Source organism: Streptomyces sp. iso_384 (assembly GCF_056172905.1).
Genome location: NZ_JBWBTT010000001.1, coordinates 4765039 through 4784780 on the forward strand (window position 1 = coordinate 4765039; position 19742 = coordinate 4784780).

A 19742-nucleotide genomic window follows, 5' to 3' on the forward strand; every position below is an offset into this window, starting at 1 on the left:
CGGCTGCCGGCGCACGGCTACCGGCGGGCGGCGACGATCACCGAGCTGGTGGGAGTGGTGAGCACTTCCGTGGCGTCCAGATCCGGGTGGGTGAGGTAGAACAGGCGGAGTTCATCGACCTCGCCGCCGAACCGGGGCGGCCAGTCGTGCGACGGAGTGAAGTCGTCCAGCAGGAGCAGCCCGCCGGGGGCGAGCATTTCGACCACGCGCCGGGGGTCGTCCCGCTTGCCGCCACCGTCGCAGAAGAAGACGTCGAACGGGGCATGCTGTTCGAGCAGCCGCCAGTCCCCCATGAGAACGCCGACGCGTTCGTCGTCCGCGAAGACATCGGCCGCCCGGCGAGCCAGCCCCTCGTCACGCTCCACGGTGACCAGGCGCGCACCGGCGCCGAGGCCGCTGTGCAGCCAGGCCGTGCCCACTCCGGATCCGGTGCCGCTCTCCGCCACGACTCCGCCCGGTTTGGCGGCGGCGGCGAAGCTGAGCAGTCGTCCCACTTCGGGGGTGCAGCTCTTGGTGAATCCCAACCCGGCGGCGACCTCTGCCGCCGCGACCACACGCGGCGGAACCACCCGTTCGAACATGCTCACATCCCCTGGCCCCGACATACCGCCCTCCCCCACGGACCGCTAGAACACCCAGCCGGCCAGCGTATAGAGCATCGCACCCAGCCAGACGAGCCCGACGGCGCTCCCGAGGAGCATGCCGAGGGCCATACGGCGCTGAGCAGGGTCGACGGGCGCGGGGCGGACAGCTGTGCGTGTTGCGTTCATACGTGTCAGCCTGCCCACCCGTACGGATCTACGCCATCCGTACGGGTACTCAGTTGCAGGACTGTTCCACGCCCGGGACCGTCACGTGCGCGGCGGCAGCTGTTCGCGTACCCATGCCGGGTCCGGGTTGGTGTGCGCACGGTCCGCCACGACGACGGTCGGCACGGTCTCGTCGCCGCCGTTGGCCGCCCGCACCACCGATGCTCCCGCCGGATCGCGCCAGATGTCGACCCAGTGCAGCCGGGAGGCGTCGCGGCCCAGCCGGAGCCGGAGCCGCAGGCAGAAGGTGCAGCCGGGCCGCCAGTAGACGACCGGGCGGCCGTCGGCCGCGCTGCGGCGCTGCGCCTCGGCCGCGGAGACCGGCCCGGGGAAGATCAGGGGCGAGTTCACGCCGGCGAACAGCACGAACAGCGGCAGGAGTACGGCCGCCATGGCGAGGTCGCCCCTGAGGGCGAGCCCCGTCGCGAGAACCGCACCGCTGAGCAGCAACAGGACCGGCAGCACCCATACGCGCGTCATGACGGACCACGCTATCGGGGTGCGGCCCCGCACATCGAGGCGGCCGCCGGCCTCAACCGTGCCGCTCGCCCGGAGCTGTACCGCTCACCCGGATCCGTGCCGCAGGCCCACAGCTGTGCCGCCCGCCCGCACCACGGCCGCTCGTGTCAGGCGGTCGCTTCCTTCAGGGTCTGCCGGCACAGCGCGTCCGCCCGGCGGGTGCTCTCCGGCTGGCGGTAGCGGCCGGCGAGGCGGAGCGTGTGGGCGCAGGCGTTGTCGAGGCTGATGCGGTGGCCCACCGAGACGAACACCGGGCTGGTGTTCTCCCGGGTGCGCAGCGCCCGGCCGACCACCTCTTCGCCGTCCAGCAGCGGGGAGAAGTCGCCGCGCCGGGGGCCGGGGGCCTCGTAGGTGAAGGTGAACGGGTTCTTGCCGACGCCGATCACCGGCAGCCCGGTGAGCACACCCAGATGGCTGGCGAGGCCGAAACGGCGCGGGTGCGCGAGACCGTACCCGTCGCAGACGACGAGACCGGGGTCGACGCTCAGCTCTTCCAGGGCCTGCAGCACGGCGGGGAGCTCCCGGAAGGCCAGCAGCCCGGGGATGTACGGGAAGGCGATCGTGCCGACGGCGGTGGCCTCGTCGACCGTCTCCAGCGTGACCGCGTCCAGCACCACGGCCGCGGCGACGACGACGTCCTTCTCATCGTCGTAGGCCACGTCCACCCCGGTGACCAGCCCGGTTCCGGGCTCCGGCCCCGCCTCGTCCAGGATCACCCGGCCGCGCAGCCGGTCCTGGATCGCCCGGCCCTCGGCTTCGTCGGCGGGGGTCTCGTGGGCGGGGGTGGGGGAGGTCGTCATGTCCGGAAGCTTATGCGCCGGCCAGGGCGCCGCTGTTACGCGGAGTGCCGGAGGCCGCCCGCCACGACACCTCGGAACGGAAGGCCGGCATCCCGTAGCCTGACGATCATGTTCGTACTCGAATTGACCTACACGGCCCCCGTCGAGCGCGTCGACGCGCTCATGCAGGAGCACATCGCCTGGCTCGACGAGCAGTACGCGGCCGGTGTCTTCATCGCCTCGGGGCGCAAGAACCCCCGGGACGGCGGGGTGATCCTGGCCGTCGGGGACGACCGGGCGGCGATCGAGAGGATCGCGGCGGCCGACCCCTTCGCCGGGCACCAGGTGTGCGCGTACCGGATCACCGAGTTCATCGCCACCAAGACGGCGCCCGAACTCGCCCCGTACGAGCAGCGGTTGCCGTAGCGGGCCGGAAGCCTCACGATGGCCGCCGCCGTCGGCGATGAGTCGCCCGGCATTCTGGCCGACGACGTGCACGCGGTCGTCGCGGCGCTCGGGGCCGGGCCGGTCGAGATGTTCGCCAGCAGCGGCGGGGCGGTCACCGCGCTCGCCCTCGTGGCGCGCCACCCCGACGACGTGACCACCCTCGTCGCGCACGAGCCGCCGCTCATCACGATCACCCCGGACGGCCCGGCGGCCGTCCGGGCGCGGGCCGGGGTCCGGGACGCGTACGAGAAGCGGGGGTGGGGCGCCGGGATGGCCGCGTTCGTGGCCATGACCTCGTGGGGGGCGAGTTCACCGACGCGTACTTCGCCCGGCCGGCGCCCGATCCCGCCGCGTTCGGTATGCCCGCCGAGGACGACGGCACACGCGGCGACCCGCTGCTTTCCGACCGGTCCTGGGCGGTCAGCGACCACCGGCCGGACGTCGACGCCATCGCCGCGGCCTCCACCCGCGTGGTGATCGCCGTCGGCGAGGAGTCCCGGGCGGTGCAGACCGGGCGGACGTCCGACGCGGCCGCCGAACTGCTCGGGCAGCGGGTGACCGTCTTCCCGAGCCATCACGGCGGTTTCCTCGACGGGGAGTTCGGCTACCCCGGGAAGCCCGATGAGTTCGCGGCGCGGCTGCGGGAGGTGCTGGACGCCTCCTGAGGCCGCCCGGGCGTCAGAACCCCAGCCGGGCCACCCGCCCCTTCTCGCCCGCCGCCCAGCAGCCCAGGTCGGCCGTGCAGTCGACGGTGTCGTACGAGCCGGAGTCCACCGTGTGCCAGGTGCGCCCGCCGTTCAGCGTGAGGTCGGTGCCCGTGGGGCCGACGGCCAGGGCGGCGGTGCGGCTGTACGGGAGCCAGGTGACGCCCGAGCGGTAGGCGGGCGGCGGGGTGGCGGACTGCCGCCAGGTGCGGCCGCCGTCCCCGGTGACGGCGGCCGCCTGCGGGGATGCCTGGTCGGGGCGGTAGTCGCCGCCGACCGCGATGCCGTGGCCCCGGCCGTGGAAGGCGACGGCGAAGACCCCCCGGGCCGGGTCGCCCGCCGGGAGGGTCGACGCGCTCGCCGTCCAGGTCAGGCCCCGGTCCTCGGAGTGCAGGACGCGGGCGGTCTCCGCTCCCCCGGTGGCCAGCCAGACGTCCTTGGCGCCGAAGCTGACCAGGCACTGGCCGCTCGCCGCGAACCCCGCCTCGCCCGGCAGGGCGGCGGGCATTCCGGCGTCGGGCAGGACCCGCCAGGAACGGCCGCCGTCCGCCGTGGACAGGATCCGGAACTTTCCGTCCACCGGGTCGCCCGCCGCGAGACCGTGCCGGCTGTCGAAGAACGTCAGGCAGTTGAAGAAGGCCCGCGGATCGGTGTTGCGGAAGGACTCGGTCCAGGTGGCTCCGCCGTCGTCGGTGCGCAGGACCCGGGAGGCCTCGCCCTCGCCGATGGCCAGGGCGACGGCGCGGCGGCCGTCGAACGCCTCGATGTCCCGCAGTTCGAGGTCGGCGGCGCCCGGCGGTGACACATCGCGCCAGGTGCGGCCGCCGTCGCCGGTGCGCAGGACCGTACCCTTCGACCCGGCGGCCCAGGCGGTGGTGCGGCTGACGGCGGCGAGCCCCCGGAAGCGGGCGTCGGTGCCGGTGTCGGTGAGCTTCCAGCCGGGCAGGAGTCCGCGGGCGGCGGCCTCCTGGGAGGCCGTCCTTCCCGCGGTGTCCTGTGCCGCGTACGCGCCCGGTGCGACCAGTACGGCGGCCAGGGCCGCGCCGCCGGTCACCAGTGCCATCAGCCGTCTCGTGTTCCCCGTGGTCCTCATGGCGCTGGAAGCTAGCCCACGGGTTCCGGCCCGTCCAGGGTGCGTTGCCGCCGAACGGGCAGGAGTGCGGGGGTGCGTGGAGGTCCGGACGGGGCCGCCCGCAACCGGTGACGCAGCTCACGCCGCACGCCGGTGCACGAAACGAGGAGTTCCGTCGTCTACTCCAGTGCCGGGAACCGTTCACCCGGCAGGGAGAGGGAGCAGGTCTTGTCCAGCGTCATCGAGCAGTCCGTGCAGGCCCGCATGGTCGCGTCCGCACCGCGGATGGAGACCCTGCCCGCCACCCTGAGTTACGACCGCCAGTACCCCTTCGCCGTACGCATGGCGTTCCCGGCCCCGGCGACGCTGGAGGGCACCGAGGTGTCCTGGGAGTTCTCGCGCGAGCTGCTGACCACCGGGGTGGACTCGCCCACCGGGCAGGGAGACGTGCGGGTGCGGCCTTTCGGGTACGAGCGGACCGTGCTGGAGTTCCACGCCCCCGAGGGCATCGCCATGGTCCATGTGCGCACCGAGGAGCTGCGGCGCTTCCTCCAGCGGGCGCAGGAGCTGGTTCCGGTGGGCGAAGAGCACCGGTACCTGGACCTGGACCGGGGTCTGACCGACCTGCTCGGCGGCGGCCCCCGCTGACCCTGGCCCCGGGCCCTCTCCCCGGCCGTGAATCCGGTTGCCCCGCCCGCTCCCCCGGCCTACCTTCGTGATGGTTCCTGTTGTCGTCGATCGGAGTGGGACGTTGCTGATCTGAGGTCCTGTGCACACCGTGCAGCGCCCGCCGCGCCTACCGCGGCCGGAGCGCCCGTGTGCGATCTCGGTCTTCTTCAGCCGTCCTTGTCGTTCCCCGACGCTCACGGGAGATCCGTATGTCTGCTTCCGACACCCACGTCAGCTGTACCTCCCTCGCCTTCTCATGGCCCGACGGCAGCGAGGTCTTCACCGGTTTCGATCTGACCGTGGGCCCGGGCCGCACCGGGCTCATCGGCCTCAACGGCTGTGGCAAGTCGACCCTGTTGCGCCTTATCGCCGGTGAACTCGCCCCGCAGGAAGGGGTGATCACCGTCCGGGGCGAACTCGGCCACCTGTCGCAGACCCTGGTCCTGGACACCGCGCTGCGGGTCGACGAGGTGCTCGGCGTCGCGGACCGGCGCGCTGCGCTCGACGCGGTCGAGTCCGGCGATGTACGGGCCGAGCACTTCGAGGTGATCGGCGACGACTGGGACATCGAGGAACGGTCGCTCGCCACGCTGGACGGGCTCGGCCTCGGCCACATCGGGCTCGACCGCACCATCGGGGAGATGTCCGGCGGCGAGTGCGTACTGCTCCGGCTGGCCGCGCTGCTGCTGGACCGGCCCGGGGTGCTGCTGCTGGACGAGCCGACGAACAACCTGGACGCGTACGCCCGTCGGCGGCTGTACGACGCGGTCGACGCCTGGACCGGGGCGCTGATCGTCGTCAGTCACGACCGGGAGCTGCTGGAGCGGGTCGACCGGATCGCCGATCTGCGTGAGGGCTCGGTCACCTGGTACGGCGGGAATCTGTCGGCGTACGAGGAGGCGCTCGCCGTCGAGCAGGAGGCGGCGCAGCGCATGGTGCGGGCAGCAGAGTCCGACGTACAGCGGCAGAAGCGCGAACTGTCGGCCGCGCACGTCACGTTGGCCCGTCGCAAGCGGTACGGGCAGAAGATGTGGGACACCAAGCGGGAGCCCAAGGTCGTGATGGGGCAGCGCAAGCGCGCCGCCCAGGTGTCCGCCGGCAAGCACCGCATCCTGCACACCGAGCGACTGGCGGCGGCCGAAGAGCGCCTATACGAGGCGGAGTCGGCGGTGCGGGAGGACGAGGAGATCCGGATCGAGCTGCCGGGCACCCGGGTCCACCCGGGCGGCGAGGTGCTGCTGCTGCGCGATCCGGTGCCGCCCTACGGTCCGGCACTGCGGGGCGAGTTGATGGTTCGGGGCCCGGAGCGGATCGCGCTGACCGGGCGCAACGGAGCGGGCAAGACGGCGTTGCTGCGGACGATCGCGGGTGATCTGGCGCCGCTCTCGGGGGAGGCGAGCCCCTTGGTCGCGACGGGGTTCCTGCCGCAGCGGCTGGATGTGCTGGACGACGCGTCGTCGGTGGTGCGGAACGTGGCCCGGTCGGCGCCCGGCAGCACGGACAACGCCGTCCGGGCGCGGCTGGCGCGCTTCCTGTTCAAGGGGGCGGCGGCGGACCGCCCGGCGGGGACCCTGTCGGGCGGGGAGAGGTTCCGGGCGACGCTGGCGACGCTGCTGCTGGCCGACCCGGCGCCCCGGCTGCTGCTGCTCGACGAGCCGACGAACAGCCTCGATCTGGCGAGCGTACGGCGGCTGACCGAGGCGCTGGAGGCGTACGAGGGGGCGCTGATCGTGGCGAGTCACGATGTGCCGTTCCTGGAGTCGATCGGGATCACCCGCTGGCTCCGGCTCGACGGCGAGCTGCGGGACACGACGGCGGAGGCGGTGCGCGCGGGGCGCTGAGGCGGTGTCCATGACGCGGTGCGGCCCCGGCAGGCGGGACCGACCTCGTCGGCGGAACCGCCCGACCGCGTCTCTCGCACGCTCAGCGCCCCCTTCGCCGCCCGGTAGGCGGCAGTTCGACGAGACGGGGAAGTGCCCGACGTCGGTCAGTCGTTCGACCCGCGTGTTCGGTGTCGCTTCGTAGAGGCGCGCCGCATCCGGGTCCCAGCGGGGGTCGGCGGCGCCGAAGATCACGAGAGCCGGGACGTCGAGTGCGCCGAGACGCATGGGGACGCTCCGCTCGGCGATGTACTCGGCGTTGCGGCGCAGCACCGTCCCGAAGGTGCGGTAGCTGATGCCCCGTGCGTCGTCGACCACCTCGCCCGGGACGCTCACCGGGCGGCTGCACACCGCGGTCACCCCCCGGCGGAGCATCGCGTCGGACCGGACGCGCCACATCAGCGGACCGAGCGGTGGGGCGATGAGCGCCCGGAGGGCGGCGGGCTACGGAAGGAGCGTGTCGAGACTCGGGCCGCTGCTATCAGTGCGAGGGCTCCCGCCAGGTCCGGGCGCTGCTCGGCGAGGGCGGTGGCGATGTATCCGCCGCTGGAGTGCCCGGCCACGGTCACGGACCTCAGGGCGAGTTCATCGAGCGCCGCGGCCAGGCCCGCCGCCTGCCCGGGCACGTCGTACGACGCCGCGGGCGGGGACTGCCCGTGGCCCGGCAGGTCGACCCGGACGACGTGGTGCCGGCGGGCCAGCGCCGGCACCACCGGGCCCCAGGAGCTGCCCGAGGCGCCCGATCCGTGGATGAGCACGAGCGGCGGCGCGTCCCGCGGGCCGTCGTGGACCACGTGTATTCCGTGCACGTATGTGCTGTCATCGATGCCCATGCGGGTGAGGATGGCCGAGCCGCCACTCCCCGGTCGTGTACGAATGCCGCACGCGCCCCGGCCGCGGTGCGCGGTCACCGTCCGGGCGTGCCCCCGGATCTCCCGGAAACGCGGAACCGCGGATCTCCCGGGAAAAGACGACAGAAGCTGTCCGGTATCCCGCCTAGCGTCGCCCTCATGGATCGCTCTTCCCCGCGCGGTGCGGAGCCGGACACCCCCGGCTCCGCCCACCGCGACATCGTCATCACCGGCGCGCGCGAGAACAATCTGCGCGACGTCTCCCTCCGAATTCCCAAGGGCCGGATCACCGTCTTCACCGGTGTGTCCGGTTCGGGCAAGTCGTCGGTCGTCTTCGACACGATCGCCGTGGAGTCGCAGCGGCAGCTCAACGAGACCTTCACCTCGTTCCTCCGCAACCGGCTGCCGAAGTACGAGCGGCCGCACGTCGAGTCCGTCGAGGACCTGTCGGTGGCCATCGTGATCGACCAGAAGCCGCTGGGCGGCAACGTCCGCTCCACCGTGGGCACGGCGACCGACATCTGGTCGGTGATCCGGGTGCTGTTCTCCCGGTGCGGGACCCCCAGCGCGGGCGGGGCGACCGCGTACTCGTTCAACGACACCGCCGGGATGTGCCCGGAGTGCGACGGGGTGGGGCGCACGGTCCAGCTGGATCTCGACCGGGCGATCGACTGGTCGAAGTCGCTGAACGAGGGGGCCCTGATGTTGCCCGGTCTGTCGGTGGGCAGCTGGGAGTGGAATCTGTACGGGGGCTCGGGGCGCTTCGACAACGATCTGCCGCTGGCCGAGTTCGGCGAGGAGGAGCGCCAACTCCTGCTGTACGGGTCGGGGTTCACCGTCCGTATCGACATGCGTACCGGCTCGGCCGACATGCGGTTCGAGGGGGTCGTGACGCGCTTCGAGCGGCTCTACCTCAAGCGCGACACCGCCTCGCTGTCCGAGAAGAGGCGCGAGGCGGCCGCCCGGTTCACCGTGGAGCGGGTCTGCGGGGCCTGCGGCGGGGCACGGCTGAACGCGGCGGCGCTCGCCACCCGGATCGACGGGCTCTCGCCCGCCGACTACGGGCGGATGGAGGTCGCCGAACTCGTCGGCGTACTGGAGCGGATCGACGATCCGGTGGGCGGGCCGATCGCCGCCGCCGCCCGGGAACGGCTGGAGCGGCTGGTGGGGATCGGGCTCGGCTATCTGAGCCTGGACCGGGAAACCACGACGCTGTCGGGAGGCGAGGGGCAGCGGCTCAAGATGGTGCGCCACCTGGGCAGTTCGCTCACCGGGCTGACGTTCGTCTTCGACGAGCCCAGCGTCGGCCTGCATCCACGCGACGTGGGGCGGCTGGGCGATCTGCTGGTGCGGCTGCGCGACAAGGGCAACACGGTACTGGTCGTCGAGCACGACCCTGATGTGATGGCCGTCGCCGACCATGTCGTCGACATGGGGCCGCGGGCCGGGGCGGACGGCGGTCACGTCGTCTTCGAGGGACCCTTCGAGCGACTGCGCGAGTCCGACACGCTCACCGGCCGGTCGCTGCGCCGCCGCATCCCGCTGAAGGGGGCCGTCCGCTCCCCCACCGGCCGGCTGCCCGTGCACGGGGCCGATCTGCACAACCTCAAGGGCCTGGACGTGTCGTTCCCCACCGGGGTGCTGACCGCGGTGACGGGGGTGGCGGGGTCCGGGAAGTCGACGCTGGTGTCGCGGGTGTTCACGGCGGCGTACCCCGAGGCGGTGGTGATCGACCAGAGCGCGATCACCGCCTCGTCGCGCTCCACGCCCGCCTCGTACATCGGCGCACTGGACGCCATCCGCAAGGCGTTCGCCCGGGAGAACGGTGTGGACGCCGGCCTGTTCAGCTTCAACTCCACCGGGGCCTGCGCGGGTTGCTCGGGACGCGGGGAGATCTCGACGGATCTGGCGTTCATGGATCCGGTCACCACCACCTGCCCGGAGTGCGAGGGCCGCCGGTTCCACGACGACGTGCTGAAGCACCGGGTCGGGGGCCGGTCGATCGTGGACGTCCTGGACATGACGGCGGCGCAGGCGGCCGGGCTGTTCGAGGATCCGGCGCTGTCGCGGAAGCTGCGCACCCTCGACGCGGTGAGCCTCACCTATCTGGCGCTGGGGCAGCCGCTCTCCTCGCTGTCGGGCGGCGAGCGGCAGCGGATCAAGCTCGCCACGCAGTTGCACCGCACCTCCAGCGTGTACGTGCTGGACGAGCCGACGACCGGGCTGCACCTGGCGGACACGGGCGCGCTGGTGGATCTGCTGGACCGGCTGGTCGACGCCGGGAACACGGTGATCTGCGTGGAGCACAACCTGGATGTGGTCAAGCGTGCGGACTGGGTGATCGATCTGGGTCCGGACGGCGGCAAGGGCGGCGGGGAGCTGGTCTTCGAGGGGACGCCCTCCGCTCTCCTCGCGCATCCGACGTCCGTCACCGGCCGGTATCTGCGCCGCGATCCAGGGGTGGAGCACGCCGTTCCGGAACGGTGAGACGGGGCCTGGAAGGGCTCCGAGAGGGCCGTCACATGGCGATTCACCTGGGCTGATGACCGTACGTGGTCGATCACTGGCGGGAGCGGGCTTGGCTTTGACCTTACGGCCGCCTTAACCTACGGTCTCGTAACCTACGAAGCCGTAGGTAATTCTCCCGTCCCCAGGAGCTCCCCGTGACGATCACCTCTCCCCACCTCGGCAGTTCGAAGGCGTGGACCGACGCCCAGCTGCTGTACGCGCTGGAAGAGGTGGTGGAGAAGGAACTCAACCGCCATCTCAAGGTCGCCAAGGACTGGATGCCGCACGAGTACGTTCCGTTCTCCGACGGCCGGAACTTCCCCGGCATCTTCGAGGACGGCGAGGCGTGGGCGGCGGACCAGTCCAAGGTCACCGACATCGGCAAGATCGCCCTCGTGGTGAACCTCCTCACCGAGGACAACCTCCCCAGCTACCACCACGAGATCGCCTCGCTGTTCGGCCGCGACGGCGCGTGGGGGACCTGGGTGCACCGCTGGACCGCCGAGGAGGGCCGTCACGGCATCGTGATGCGCGACTACCTGCTCACCTCGCGGGCCGTGGACCCGGACCAGCTGGAGCAGTTCCGCATGGCGCACATGGCGGAGGGCTTCGAGTCGGACAACCGGCACTCGATGCTGCACTCCGTCGCGTACGTAGCCTTCCAGGAGCTGGCCACCCGCGTCTCGCACCGCAACACCGGTCACCAGTCCGGCGACCCGGTCTGTGACCGGATGCTGGCCCGGATCGCGACCGACGAGAACCTCCACATGGTCTTCTACCGGAACCTCCTGGGCGCCGCCTTCGAGCTGGCCCCGGACCTGACCATGCAGGCCGTGCGCGATGTCGTCGTCAACTTCCGGATGCCCGGACACGGCATGCCCGGCTTCGAGCGGGCCGCCGCGCAGATGGCGATCGGCGAGATCTACAACATGCGCATCCACCACGACGACGTGATCCAGCCCGTGCTGCGCTTCCTGAAGGTCATGGACATCGACGGGCTCGGCCCGGAGGGTGCGAAGGCCCAGGAGGAGCTCGGTCTGTACATGGGCGGGCTGGACAGCGAGGCGTCGAAGTTCGACGAGAAGCTCGCCGCCCGCAAGGCCCGGTTGGTGGCGCGCGGCCGCGCTTGAGTCTTCCCCTCCCGGGCGCCCCGTTCCGCGCCCGGGAAAGCTCACTCCTCGGCGGTGGCCTCGGCGTACGCCACGTCGCGGACATCGTCCGAGGGGTGCTGGCGGAGCATCCGCAGCTGGGTGCGCCACGGCCCGGTCCACCCGGTGCGCTGACCGCACGCCACCGTCAGTTCGGCGGCGAACAGACCCTCGGCCGGATCCCCCGTCGCCGCCAGCCGTGCGACGACGAGCAACAGGGTGTCCGGGTCGCCGATCTCCGCCCCCCGGTATCCGACCACCCTCCTGCCGACGGTCTGCGCCGTCCTGGCGGCGAGTGCCGGACGGCCGGTGTGCAGGGCGGCGAGCGTGACCAGCCCGGTGTGCAGGGTGTCCGGGTCCCCCGCCAGGTCGAGGGAGCGCGCGAGCAGGGCGACGGCGTCCGGCACGAGGTCACGGTGGGTCGCCAGGGTCCGGCCCGCCTCCGCGAGCACCGCCGCGACCTGCCGGTCGTTCGTCCCGGACCACAGCGCCAGCGTCCTGGCCAGATGGCCGATCCGCCGGCGGGCGGGCCGGTCCCGCTCCGCTCCCGCGTCGTCCGCCGTCTCGCCGGTGGCCAGCAGCGACAGGGCGCGGTTCAGGGATCCGACCGCCTCCGGGGTGGTCCGAGCCGCGGCCGCCAGCGCTTCGGCGGCCGGGCGCCACCTCCCCCGCCGGTCCAGATCGGTGACCGCCTCGACCAGGACCGCCGCCGCGTGCGGGGCCCAGGGCAGCCAGGGGACCAGCGCGGTGTGGGCGAGGACGGCCAGCGTGTCGTCGTCGGTGCGGCACAGGTCCTGGATCAGCCGGGCGTAGCGCGGCCGCAGGGCCGGGTCCAGCTGCGTCGGGTGCGCCCGCAACACCGCCACCCGCAGAGCGCGTTCGCCGCCCGCCGCGTCCTCGGTCACCTCCCACATCCGTACGTCGCCGAGCAGCGGCGTACCGGCGGCCACGCAGGCGGCCCGTACGTCGAGGTGCTGGCCGGGCTGCGCGTAGGCGTCGGCGAGGAGGCCGGCCGCCTCCGCGCGCGGCAGCAGATCAGCGGCGAGCCGGACCATCTCCTTGCGGCTCGTCACCTTGCCGGAGCCCGGAGCCGTACGGGCGGCGAGCAGTGGGGCCAGCTCGGAGGGCCGGGTGCGTGCGGCGGCCCGGCGCGCCGCGTACACCGCGACCCGGGCCCGGTCGTCGCCCGTGTGGGCGAGCAGGTCGGGCAGGGCGTCGGCGGGCCGGTCGGTGTGCGCGAGGGCGGCGAGCGCGGCCTCGGCGATCACCACGTCCCGGTCCTCGGTCCGGGCGCGTACGGCGTCGGCTCCCCGCCCGGGTATCCGGGCGAGCTGCCCCAGGGCGGCGGTGCGCGCATACAGCGGCAGCTTCTCGTCCGCCACCGTGCGCTCCACCGCGCGCAGTGCGGCCCGCTGCTGACGGGGCGTCCAGCGCTCGGCTCCGGCGACGCCGAGGGTCCAGGACGTGCCGGGCGCGAGGAACCGGCCCCGGGGCGGAGTCCCGTCGAGGTACGCCTCCAGCAGGTCCGTCCGCCGGGCGGTCACCGCGCGCCGGACCTCCGGGAGGGCGATGGCGGAGGGGTGCCGGGCGAGCAGCCGCTCCACCCGCCCGTCCCGGCCGGCCGGGGCCTGGAGCCAGAGGGCGGCGGCACTCCGGGCGGCGGAGGGCTCGCCGTAGTTCACGGCCTGCCACAGCAGGTCCTGGAGGCCGGGCATGGCGTCGGCACGACGGCCCACGGCGCGGGCGAGCGCCAGCACCAGGCCGTAGTCGGAGCGTTCCGCGCCCGCTTCCAGCCAGGGCCGCAGCGCGTCGAACACCGTGTGCTCCTGGCCCCGGCGCAGCGACCGGTCCAGTCGTCCCAGGTCGGCGCTGCCGCTGGTGCCGGTGATCCGGACCAGGGTGCGCAGCGCCCAGTTGAGCAGGTCGCGCTGTCCGGTCACCGCGTGCTCGCGCAGCACGCCGACGGCCAGGGCGCCGAGGGCGGAACGGGTGGCGGCGGAGGAGTCACGGGCCTCCACGGCGTCGGCGGCGACCCGGTCGAGCAGCGGTTCCGCCGCGTCGGTGAAGAGGGCGGGGCCCACCCCGGTCAGGGCGGTGAGGGCGGCGGAGCGGACGGGGTCCTGCTCGTTGCGCAGGCGCAGCAGGTCCTCCAGCACGGTGGCGACGCCGGCCGGGTCGCCGGAGCGGCCCGCGCTGCCGACGAGCAGCGACCAGGCCCTGGCGCGGTCGTCGGCGGCGGGCCCCCGGGTGGCGGCCAGCAGCGGCGGGCGTCCCTCGTCGAAGGGGAGGTAGGACGTGGCGTCGAGGACGGCTGCGGCGTCTCCGCGCGCCCTGGCCCGCTCCGCCGCTCGCCGGGCGACGGCCACCACGCCGTTACGGGGCAGCGCGTCCAGCAGCCGGGTGTCGGTGGTACTCCCCGACGCGCCCTCGCCCCGGATCTCGGTGACCTCTTCGTGGAGCGCGGTGCGGCGGCCGGGCGGCAGGGCGCGGAGGATCCGGACGAGCGGCCCCGTCGGGTCCGGTGCGCTGCGGCCCAGCTCGACGAGGAGGGGTTCGGGCAACGCCCGGACGAGGCGGCGCAGTTCGGTTCCGCTGAGCGCGCGGTGCAGGTGCGCGCAGACGTCGGGCCTGATGGCGAGTCGGGCGACCCGTACGGGGTCGGCGGCGACGAGCCGTCCGAGCCGGCGGTGCAGGTCGGCCGGGAGCCGGCTGGGGCCGAAGCGTTCGAGGAGGTCGAGCACCCGGTGCGGGAGGGCCGCCGTGGCGGCGGCGATGCCCCGGGGGTGGCCGTACCGCTGCCACCAGGCGTCCCGCCCGGACGCGGGCAGGCGGGTCAGTTCGTCCTCGGCGGAGTCCAGGACCGGTCCGGGGTGGTGGTGGCCGAGCGAGGACCAACAGGCCGTCGAGCGCAGCAGTTCCGGCAGCAGCGCCTCGACCGTGGCGGCCGAGCAGGCGGGCAGCAGGCGGGCCGCCTCGATGTCGCCCCAGGTGTCGCGCAGGACGGTGATCAGCCGGTCGGCGAGCGCGGTGCGACGGTCGGCGATGACCGCCCGCACGAGGTGGCGGCGCACGGCGGCGGGCGCGTCCACGAAAGCCTTCTCGTACGCCGTGTCCGGCACTCCGAGCGTCCGTGCCGCGCGCAGGGCGTGCCCGCGTACGACGGCGTCCTCGTCGGCGAGGTGCGCGGCGATCCACTCGGCGTCCCGGCCGGCCGAGGCCGCGATCACGGCGATCCTGCGCTCGTACGGGTCGCCGTCCTCCAGCTCGTCGAGGACGGCGCGCAGCGATCCCTCGGCGGCCAGCCGGCCCGCCCGCACCGCCAGTTCACTTCCGCGGCCCGCATGGGGCAGCGGTTCGAGCGCGTCGAGAAGGGCGGCGGCGAGGACGAGCGGCTGGGCGTCGGTCATGGCCCGATTGTGCCGGGCTCCGCACGATCACCCCAGGGGTTTACGGTGCGCGGGTGCGACCGGGGCGTTCAGCTCCGGTCGCGTCCTTCTCTGCGCAGCCGCTCGCGCTCCTTCTCGGACGTCCCGCCCCAGACCCCGAACCGCTCGTCGTTGGCGAGTGCGTACTCCAGGCAGGCCAGACGCCCCTCGCAGGCGTTGCACAGCTGCTTGGCCTCGCGGGTCGAGCTGCCCGGGGCGGGGAAGAAGAACTCGGGCCCGGCCTGCGCGCACAACGCGGTCTCCTGCCAGGCGAGTGCGTCGTCGGTCACGGTGTTGATCAGCATGGTGACCACGGTTCCCGGCGGCGATAAACAACTGATCAACGATTCATCAATCCGCCGCGCCGGTCCGCGGCTACTGCCTCGGCTCGGGCCTCATGACCGCGAAGACCGCCCCGTACGGATCGGCGATGTTGGCCATCTTTCCGACGCCGGGCACCTCCATGGCGGCCAGGGTCTCCGTGCCGCCGAACCGCTTGGCATCGGCCACCGTGGCGTCCACGTCGGCGACGTCGAAATAGGGCAGCCAGTGGGGGCCGCGGGCGGCCTCCGTCGGGACGTCGCCCATCCGGACCAGGCCGCCGAACGACGCCTCCGGGCCGGCGCCGGCCGGGTGGACCGTGGTGTAGGTGTAATCGGTGCCCTCCACCTTCAGCTCGTCGGTCCGCCAGCCGAGGACGCTTCCGAAGAAGGCGGCCGCCGCCGGGACGTCGGGGGTGTACAGCTCGGCCCAGAGGAACGAGCCGGGCTCCTGGACGACGCCGAAGCCGGGGTGCTCCTTCGGCTGCCAGACACCGAAATACGCTCCGGCCGGGTCGGTGAAGCCGCCCATGCTGCCGAAGTCCAGGACGTCCATCGGCTCGAACGCGGCGCTGCCGCCCGCCCGCTCCACCGCCGCCGCGGTGGCGGCGACGTCGGGTGACTGGAAGGAGACCGACCAGGCGCTCGGCGACTCCTCCTCGGACACCGTCATCACCCCGCCGACGTACCGGCCGTCCAGGGTGAGCATTCCGTAGCCACCGACCTCGGGACCGCCGGGGATCAGGTCCCAGCCGAACAGGCCCCGGTAGAACGCGACGGCCCCGTCGAGATCGGGCGTGCCGAGATCGACCCAACTGGGCGCTCCGTCGAGGAAGGTGGGGCTGATCATGGCGTGCTCCTCAGTCGATCCGGTGGATTCCGCTCGTCCGGTCCGGGTGGTCCCGCTCGTCGTACCGCCGGGGTGGTTCCTCTCATTCCGAGTCTTGCACCGGGCACGGACAACCGCAGTCCGCGCGGGGCCGACCGGGGCGTTCCACCGGCGGGCACTCGCCCCCGCCGTGCGGCCCAGGGTAGGCATCGCGCACCCGCCGGGGCCAAGCGTTGGACCGGCGCGTCGCACGCCCGCCTCCCCGCGCACCGCACCTCGCCGCGGCCCGCGCACGAGCCCGCGCGCCGGACCCGTCGCGACGGGTCCGGGGGTGTCGGCGGGGCGTGGCACGATGGCGGGGAGGCCACAGGAGCGGGTCCCGGGGTTGCTAGACGCCTCCTCGGGAACAGAAGGACGCACATGAAGCAGAACGGGGCGGCGGGCGGGAAGCTCGCGCGCGGGGCCGCCGGGGGTCCGGTGCCCACCGGCGGCGCGGCCCGTGAGCTGCTCGCGCGGGCGGAGCGGCTCCTGGAGAGCGCCCGGGCCGTGCCGGCGGACCGGGCGGCCGCCGTGGACGCCGTACGGTCCGTGCTCGATCCGCTGCTCGACGCCCTGGTGGACCAGGAGCTGGCCCACATTCCCGTCGGCCGGCTCAAGGACGTCACGGAGGGGCGGCTGCGTCTGGTGGCGCTGGAGCAGGCCGGGTTCGGCACGGTCGGGCAGGTCCACGGCACCGGTCGCTACGAGCTGCGGCAGCTCCCCGGGGTCGGTGCGCACACCGCCGACCAGGCGCTGGGCGCCGCCGGGCAGATCGCCCACGCCGTACGGGACACCGTCTCGGTGCGGATCGACGTGGACACCCCGGACGACACGAGCACCGCCCTGGTGATCGCCCTGCACCGGCTGGTCGAGGCCGGTACGGAGGCGCGGCGGGCGGTCGACGCGGCCCGTCGGCTCGGCGAACGGCTCGGCCCTCCGGTGGCGGCGGCCGCACCGGCCGGGAGCCGGCTGCGGATGCTGTTCAGCGGGCGGGAGCAGCGGACGCGGGTGCGGGAGGCCCTCGACGCGGTGCGGTCGGCCGTGGCGGACGCGGTGGAGCGGGAGCTGCCGGTGCTGTTCGCGCAGGCGTCGGCCGATCTGCTGCGCTCACCGGCGTCGCCTGCCGAGGCCTGGGTGGACTTCGAGCTGCGGTCCGCCGAGTACTACAGCCTGCTCGCCGAGCTGTCCGGCAGCGGTCCTGACCGCGATGCCGCCGAGGGCTTCCTGCCCGCCGGAATCGCCGACCGGGTACGCGCGCTGCGCCTCGACGACACACGTCTACGGGTGTCCCTGCGCGGCTATCAGGCGTTCGGGGCGCGCTTCGCGCTGACACAGAAGCGGGTGATCATCGGCGACGAGATGGGGCTCGGCAAGACGGTGCAGGCCATCGCCGCCCTCGCACACCTCGCCGCCCACGGCGAGCGGCACTTCCTCGTGGTGTGCCCGGCGAGCGTGCTGATCAACTGGACCCGGGAGATCCGGGCCCGCTCCACCCTGCGCGCCGTTGCGGTGCACGGCGCGGAGCGGACCGAGGCGTTCGCGGACTGGCGGGAGAGCGGCGGGGTCGCGGTGACCACCTTCGACGCGCTGCGTCTGCTGCCCGAGGGGGCGGCGGCCGAGGTGAGGCCCGGGATGCTGGTGGTGGACGAGGCCCACTTCGTGAAGAACCCCGAGGCCCGCCGGTCCCGGGCGGTCGCCGGCTGGGCGGAACAGGTGGAGCGGGTGCTGTTCCTGACGGGCACCCCGATGGAGAACCGGGTGGAGGAGTTCCGCAGCCTGGTGCGCCAACTGCGCCCGGAACTCGCGCCGTCGGTCAGCTCCACGCACGGCGCGGCCGGTTCGCGGGCCTTCCGCCGGGCCGTCGCCCCCGCCTATCTGCGCCGCAACCAGGTGGATGTGCTGGCCGAACTCCCGGCGCTGGTCCAGGTAGACGAGTGGGAGGAGTTCGGGGCCGAGGACCGGGAGGCCTACCGCGAGGCGGTCGCCTCGGGGCGGTTCATGCGGATGCGCCGGGCCGCCTATGCCGTGCCCGGGACCTCCGCCAAGCTGGAGCGGCTGCGCGAACTGGTCGACGAGGCACGGGACAACGGCCTGAAGGTGGTCGTCTTCTCCTACTTCCGCGAGGTCCTCGCGACGATCGGCGACACCCTGGGCCCGGACGCCTTCGGACCGCTCTCCGGAAGCGTCCCGCCCGCCCGGCGGCAGGAGCTGGTGGACGCGTTCTCCGCGGTGGACGGGCACGCGGTGCTGCTGAGCCAGATCCAGGCCGGCGGCACCGGGCTGAACATGCAGGCCGCCTCCGTGGTCGTCCTGTGCGAGCCGCAGATCAAGCCCACCCTGGAGCACCAGGCCGTCGCCCGTGCCCACCGGATGGGCCAGGTGCGCACGGTCCAGGTGCACCGGCTGCTGGCCACGGACAGTGTGGACCAGCGCCTGGTGGAGCTGCTGGCCCGCAAGGACCGGCTCTTCGACGCGTACGCGCGGCGCAGCGACCTCGCGGAGACCACTCCGGACGCGGTGGACGTCTCCGACGCCGAGCTGGCCCGGCGCATCGTCGAGGAGGAGCAGCAGCGTCTCGTGGACGACTCCCGCCGGCCGTGACCGGGCCCGCCCCCTCCGCGGGCCCCGCGACGGCCGGGGTCAGTGCTGGTGCTCCGCCGTGCCCGTGTCGGCGCTCTTCTTCCCGGCCTTCTCGCCGGCCTTCTTCTCCGTGGCTCCGGCCGTGTGGTGGTGGGGTTCGTAGCCCGGGATCGTGCCGTCGGGCTTCTTGATCAGCAGGAGCCCCGCCATCCCCATGTCGGAGTGGCTCTGGACATGGCAGTGGTACATCCACGCGCCCGCGCCCACGCGTTCGCCCGCGATGATCTGGAGGCCGAAGGAGTCCGCGGGTCCGCAGATCTTGTTGTCGACGACCCGGCTGGGGTCGTCGGGGCCGGTCAGCAGACCGGTGCGGTTGTCGGCCCAGCGGTGACCGTGGATGTGGAAGGTGTGGTAGTACTCGCCGTGCGTGATCATCACGAATTCGAGCCGGTCGCCCACCGTGGCCTCGAAGTTGACGCTGTTGTGCTCCGCCTTGTTGTTGATCGTCATGTCGTTGAAGACGACCGTGCACGTCTGGTCCGGCAGGATGTCGCCCTTGCGGCGCACGATGACCGGCCCGTAGAGCCCCTTGCGGATGCCGCCGGTGCCGTGGTCCGTGCCGACGACATGGTCGTGGTAGTGCCAGTAGCCCGCGCTGCCCGGCTCCCAGGTGCCGTCCTTGCGGCGGCCCGGGGCATGGGTGCGCCAGGTGTACGTCCGGGTGCCGCCGGGCTCCACGTGGCTCTTGTTCATCCGGGTGCCGTCGTTGGCGATGTCGTAGTCGACGCCGTGGACATGGAGGCTGGCGTCGACGTCCGTGAGGTTCTCGAACTCGATGTGCAGCGTGTCGCCCTCGTTGACCTCGATGAGGGGTCCCGGGATCGAGGCCTTGCCCTTCTCGAAGCCGTAGCCCAGCTCACCGTTCGGCAACTTCTCGGCGTACATCTTCAGTCGGCGTGTGACGCCGCCCGCCGGGGCCGTACGCGGCGTGTTCTCGGCCGAGCTTGCCTCCACCGCCCCGAGCGACAACGATGTCACTCCGGTCGCGGCGGCCGCCGCGCCGCCGACCAGCATCCGCCGGCTGAAGGTCCTTCGGTCCATGTCGAACTCCCCACTGCGATAAGGAAACTGGCGAAGCCGCCGGTACGGGACAGAGCTCACGG

General features: G+C 73.2%; 15 protein-coding genes and 2 pseudogenes. 7 read left to right on the plus strand and 10 right to left on the minus strand.

Annotated features, from left to right (window positions below):
* Positions 1–17 precede the first annotated feature (17 nt).
* The 4 genes from AC0VY3_RS21365 to AC0VY3_RS21380 form a co-directional block, all read right to left on the minus strand.
* Positions 18–581, minus strand: coding sequence for an O-methyltransferase (locus AC0VY3_RS21365; RefSeq protein ID WP_475550308.1), 564 nt, complete (start codon positions 579–581; stop codon positions 18–20).
* A gap of 45 nt (positions 582–626) precedes the next feature.
* Complete coding sequence (gene mmpA / locus AC0VY3_RS21370) at positions 627–770, minus strand: morphogenic membrane protein MmpA (protein WP_167396344.1); 144 nt, start codon at positions 768–770, stop codon at positions 627–629.
* An 81-nt stretch (positions 771–851) separates the two neighbouring features.
* Complete coding sequence (locus AC0VY3_RS21375) at positions 852–1289, minus strand: glutaredoxin domain-containing protein (protein ID WP_475550309.1); 438 nt, start codon at positions 1287–1289, stop codon at positions 852–854.
* 146 nt (positions 1290–1435) lie between these two features.
* Positions 1436–2128 carry an endonuclease V gene (locus tag AC0VY3_RS21380; protein WP_103508223.1) on the minus strand — a complete coding sequence of 231 codons (693 nt, stop codon included), beginning with the start codon at positions 2126–2128 and terminating at the stop codon, positions 1436–1438.
* A gap of 108 nt (positions 2129–2236) precedes the next feature.
* Here AC0VY3_RS21380 and AC0VY3_RS21385 point away from each other — a divergent pair, with 108 nt between their 5' ends.
* Positions 2237–2533: a YciI family protein gene (locus AC0VY3_RS21385; protein ID WP_242737632.1), complete on the plus strand. Its 297-nt coding sequence runs from the start codon at positions 2237–2239 to the stop codon at positions 2531–2533.
* A 51-nt stretch (positions 2534–2584) separates the two neighbouring features.
* A pseudogene (locus AC0VY3_RS21390) lies at positions 2585–3219 on the plus strand (alpha/beta fold hydrolase); the annotation flags it as partial.
* Between the two features lie 13 nt (positions 3220–3232).
* On the opposite strand, the gene AC0VY3_RS21395 reads toward AC0VY3_RS21390, so the two are convergent.
* Complete coding sequence (locus tag AC0VY3_RS21395; protein ID WP_258047089.1) at positions 3233–4351, minus strand: WD40/YVTN/BNR-like repeat-containing protein; 1119 nt, start codon at positions 4349–4351, stop codon at positions 3233–3235.
* A 207-nt stretch (positions 4352–4558) separates the two neighbouring features.
* Here AC0VY3_RS21395 and ssgD point away from each other — a divergent pair, with 207 nt between their 5' ends.
* Positions 4559–4978 (plus strand): spore wall synthesis regulator SsgD, encoded by a 420-nt coding sequence (ssgD, locus tag AC0VY3_RS21400; RefSeq protein WP_103508220.1) that lies wholly within the window; start codon positions 4559–4561, stop codon positions 4976–4978.
* A 230-nt stretch (positions 4979–5208) separates the two neighbouring features.
* Positions 5209–6840 (plus strand): ABC-F family ATP-binding cassette domain-containing protein, encoded by a 1632-nt coding sequence (locus AC0VY3_RS21405; RefSeq protein ID WP_475550310.1) that lies wholly within the window; start codon positions 5209–5211, stop codon positions 6838–6840.
* A gap of 123 nt (positions 6841–6963) precedes the next feature.
* Here AC0VY3_RS21405 and AC0VY3_RS21410 read toward each other — a convergent pair.
* Positions 6964–7712: pseudogene (locus AC0VY3_RS21410) on the minus strand (alpha/beta fold hydrolase); the annotation flags it as partial.
* Positions 7713–7889: 177 nt separating this feature from the next.
* Here AC0VY3_RS21410 and AC0VY3_RS21415 point away from each other — a divergent pair.
* Together AC0VY3_RS21415 and AC0VY3_RS21420 are read left to right on the plus strand one after the other, a co-directional pair.
* On the plus strand, positions 7890–10217 hold the full coding sequence (locus AC0VY3_RS21415; RefSeq protein ID WP_475550311.1) for an ATP-binding cassette domain-containing protein: 2328 nt from the start codon (positions 7890–7892) through the stop codon (positions 10215–10217).
* A 176-nt stretch (positions 10218–10393) separates the two neighbouring features.
* The gene (locus AC0VY3_RS21420; protein WP_103508217.1) at positions 10394–11368 is read left to right on the plus strand and encodes an acyl-ACP desaturase; all 975 of its coding nucleotides are present in this window, start codon (positions 10394–10396) and stop codon (positions 11366–11368) included.
* 41 nt (positions 11369–11409) lie between these two features.
* Here the strand turns inward: AC0VY3_RS21420 and AC0VY3_RS21425 are convergent, their stop codons facing one another.
* The 3 genes from AC0VY3_RS21425 to AC0VY3_RS21435 all read right to left on the minus strand — a co-directional run bounded on the left by AC0VY3_RS21425 (position 11410) and on the right by AC0VY3_RS21435 (position 15981).
* Positions 11410–14793 (minus strand): hypothetical protein, encoded by a 3384-nt coding sequence (locus AC0VY3_RS21425; protein WP_103508216.1) that lies wholly within the window; start codon positions 14791–14793, stop codon positions 11410–11412.
* 68 nt (positions 14794–14861) lie between these two features.
* A complete protein-coding gene (locus AC0VY3_RS21430) occupies positions 14862–15116 on the minus strand; it encodes a WhiB family transcriptional regulator (RefSeq protein ID WP_103508239.1) in 255 nt (84 codons plus the stop codon).
* 70 nt (positions 15117–15186) lie between these two features.
* Positions 15187–15981, minus strand: a complete 795-nt coding sequence (locus AC0VY3_RS21435) for a VOC family protein (RefSeq protein ID WP_103508215.1) — start codon at positions 15979–15981, stop codon at positions 15187–15189.
* A 399-nt stretch (positions 15982–16380) separates the two neighbouring features.
* On the opposite strand from AC0VY3_RS21435, the gene AC0VY3_RS21440 reads away from it, so the two are divergent.
* Positions 16381–18600 carry a DEAD/DEAH box helicase gene (locus tag AC0VY3_RS21440; RefSeq protein ID WP_475550312.1) on the plus strand — a complete coding sequence of 740 codons (2220 nt, stop codon included), beginning with the start codon at positions 16381–16383 and terminating at the stop codon, positions 18598–18600.
* Positions 18601–18639: 39 nt separating this feature from the next.
* Here the strand turns inward: AC0VY3_RS21440 and AC0VY3_RS21445 are convergent, their stop codons facing one another.
* Positions 18640–19680 (minus strand): multicopper oxidase domain-containing protein, encoded by a 1041-nt coding sequence (locus AC0VY3_RS21445; RefSeq protein ID WP_475550313.1) that lies wholly within the window; start codon positions 19678–19680, stop codon positions 18640–18642.
* Positions 19681–19742: the final 62 nt, after the last annotated feature.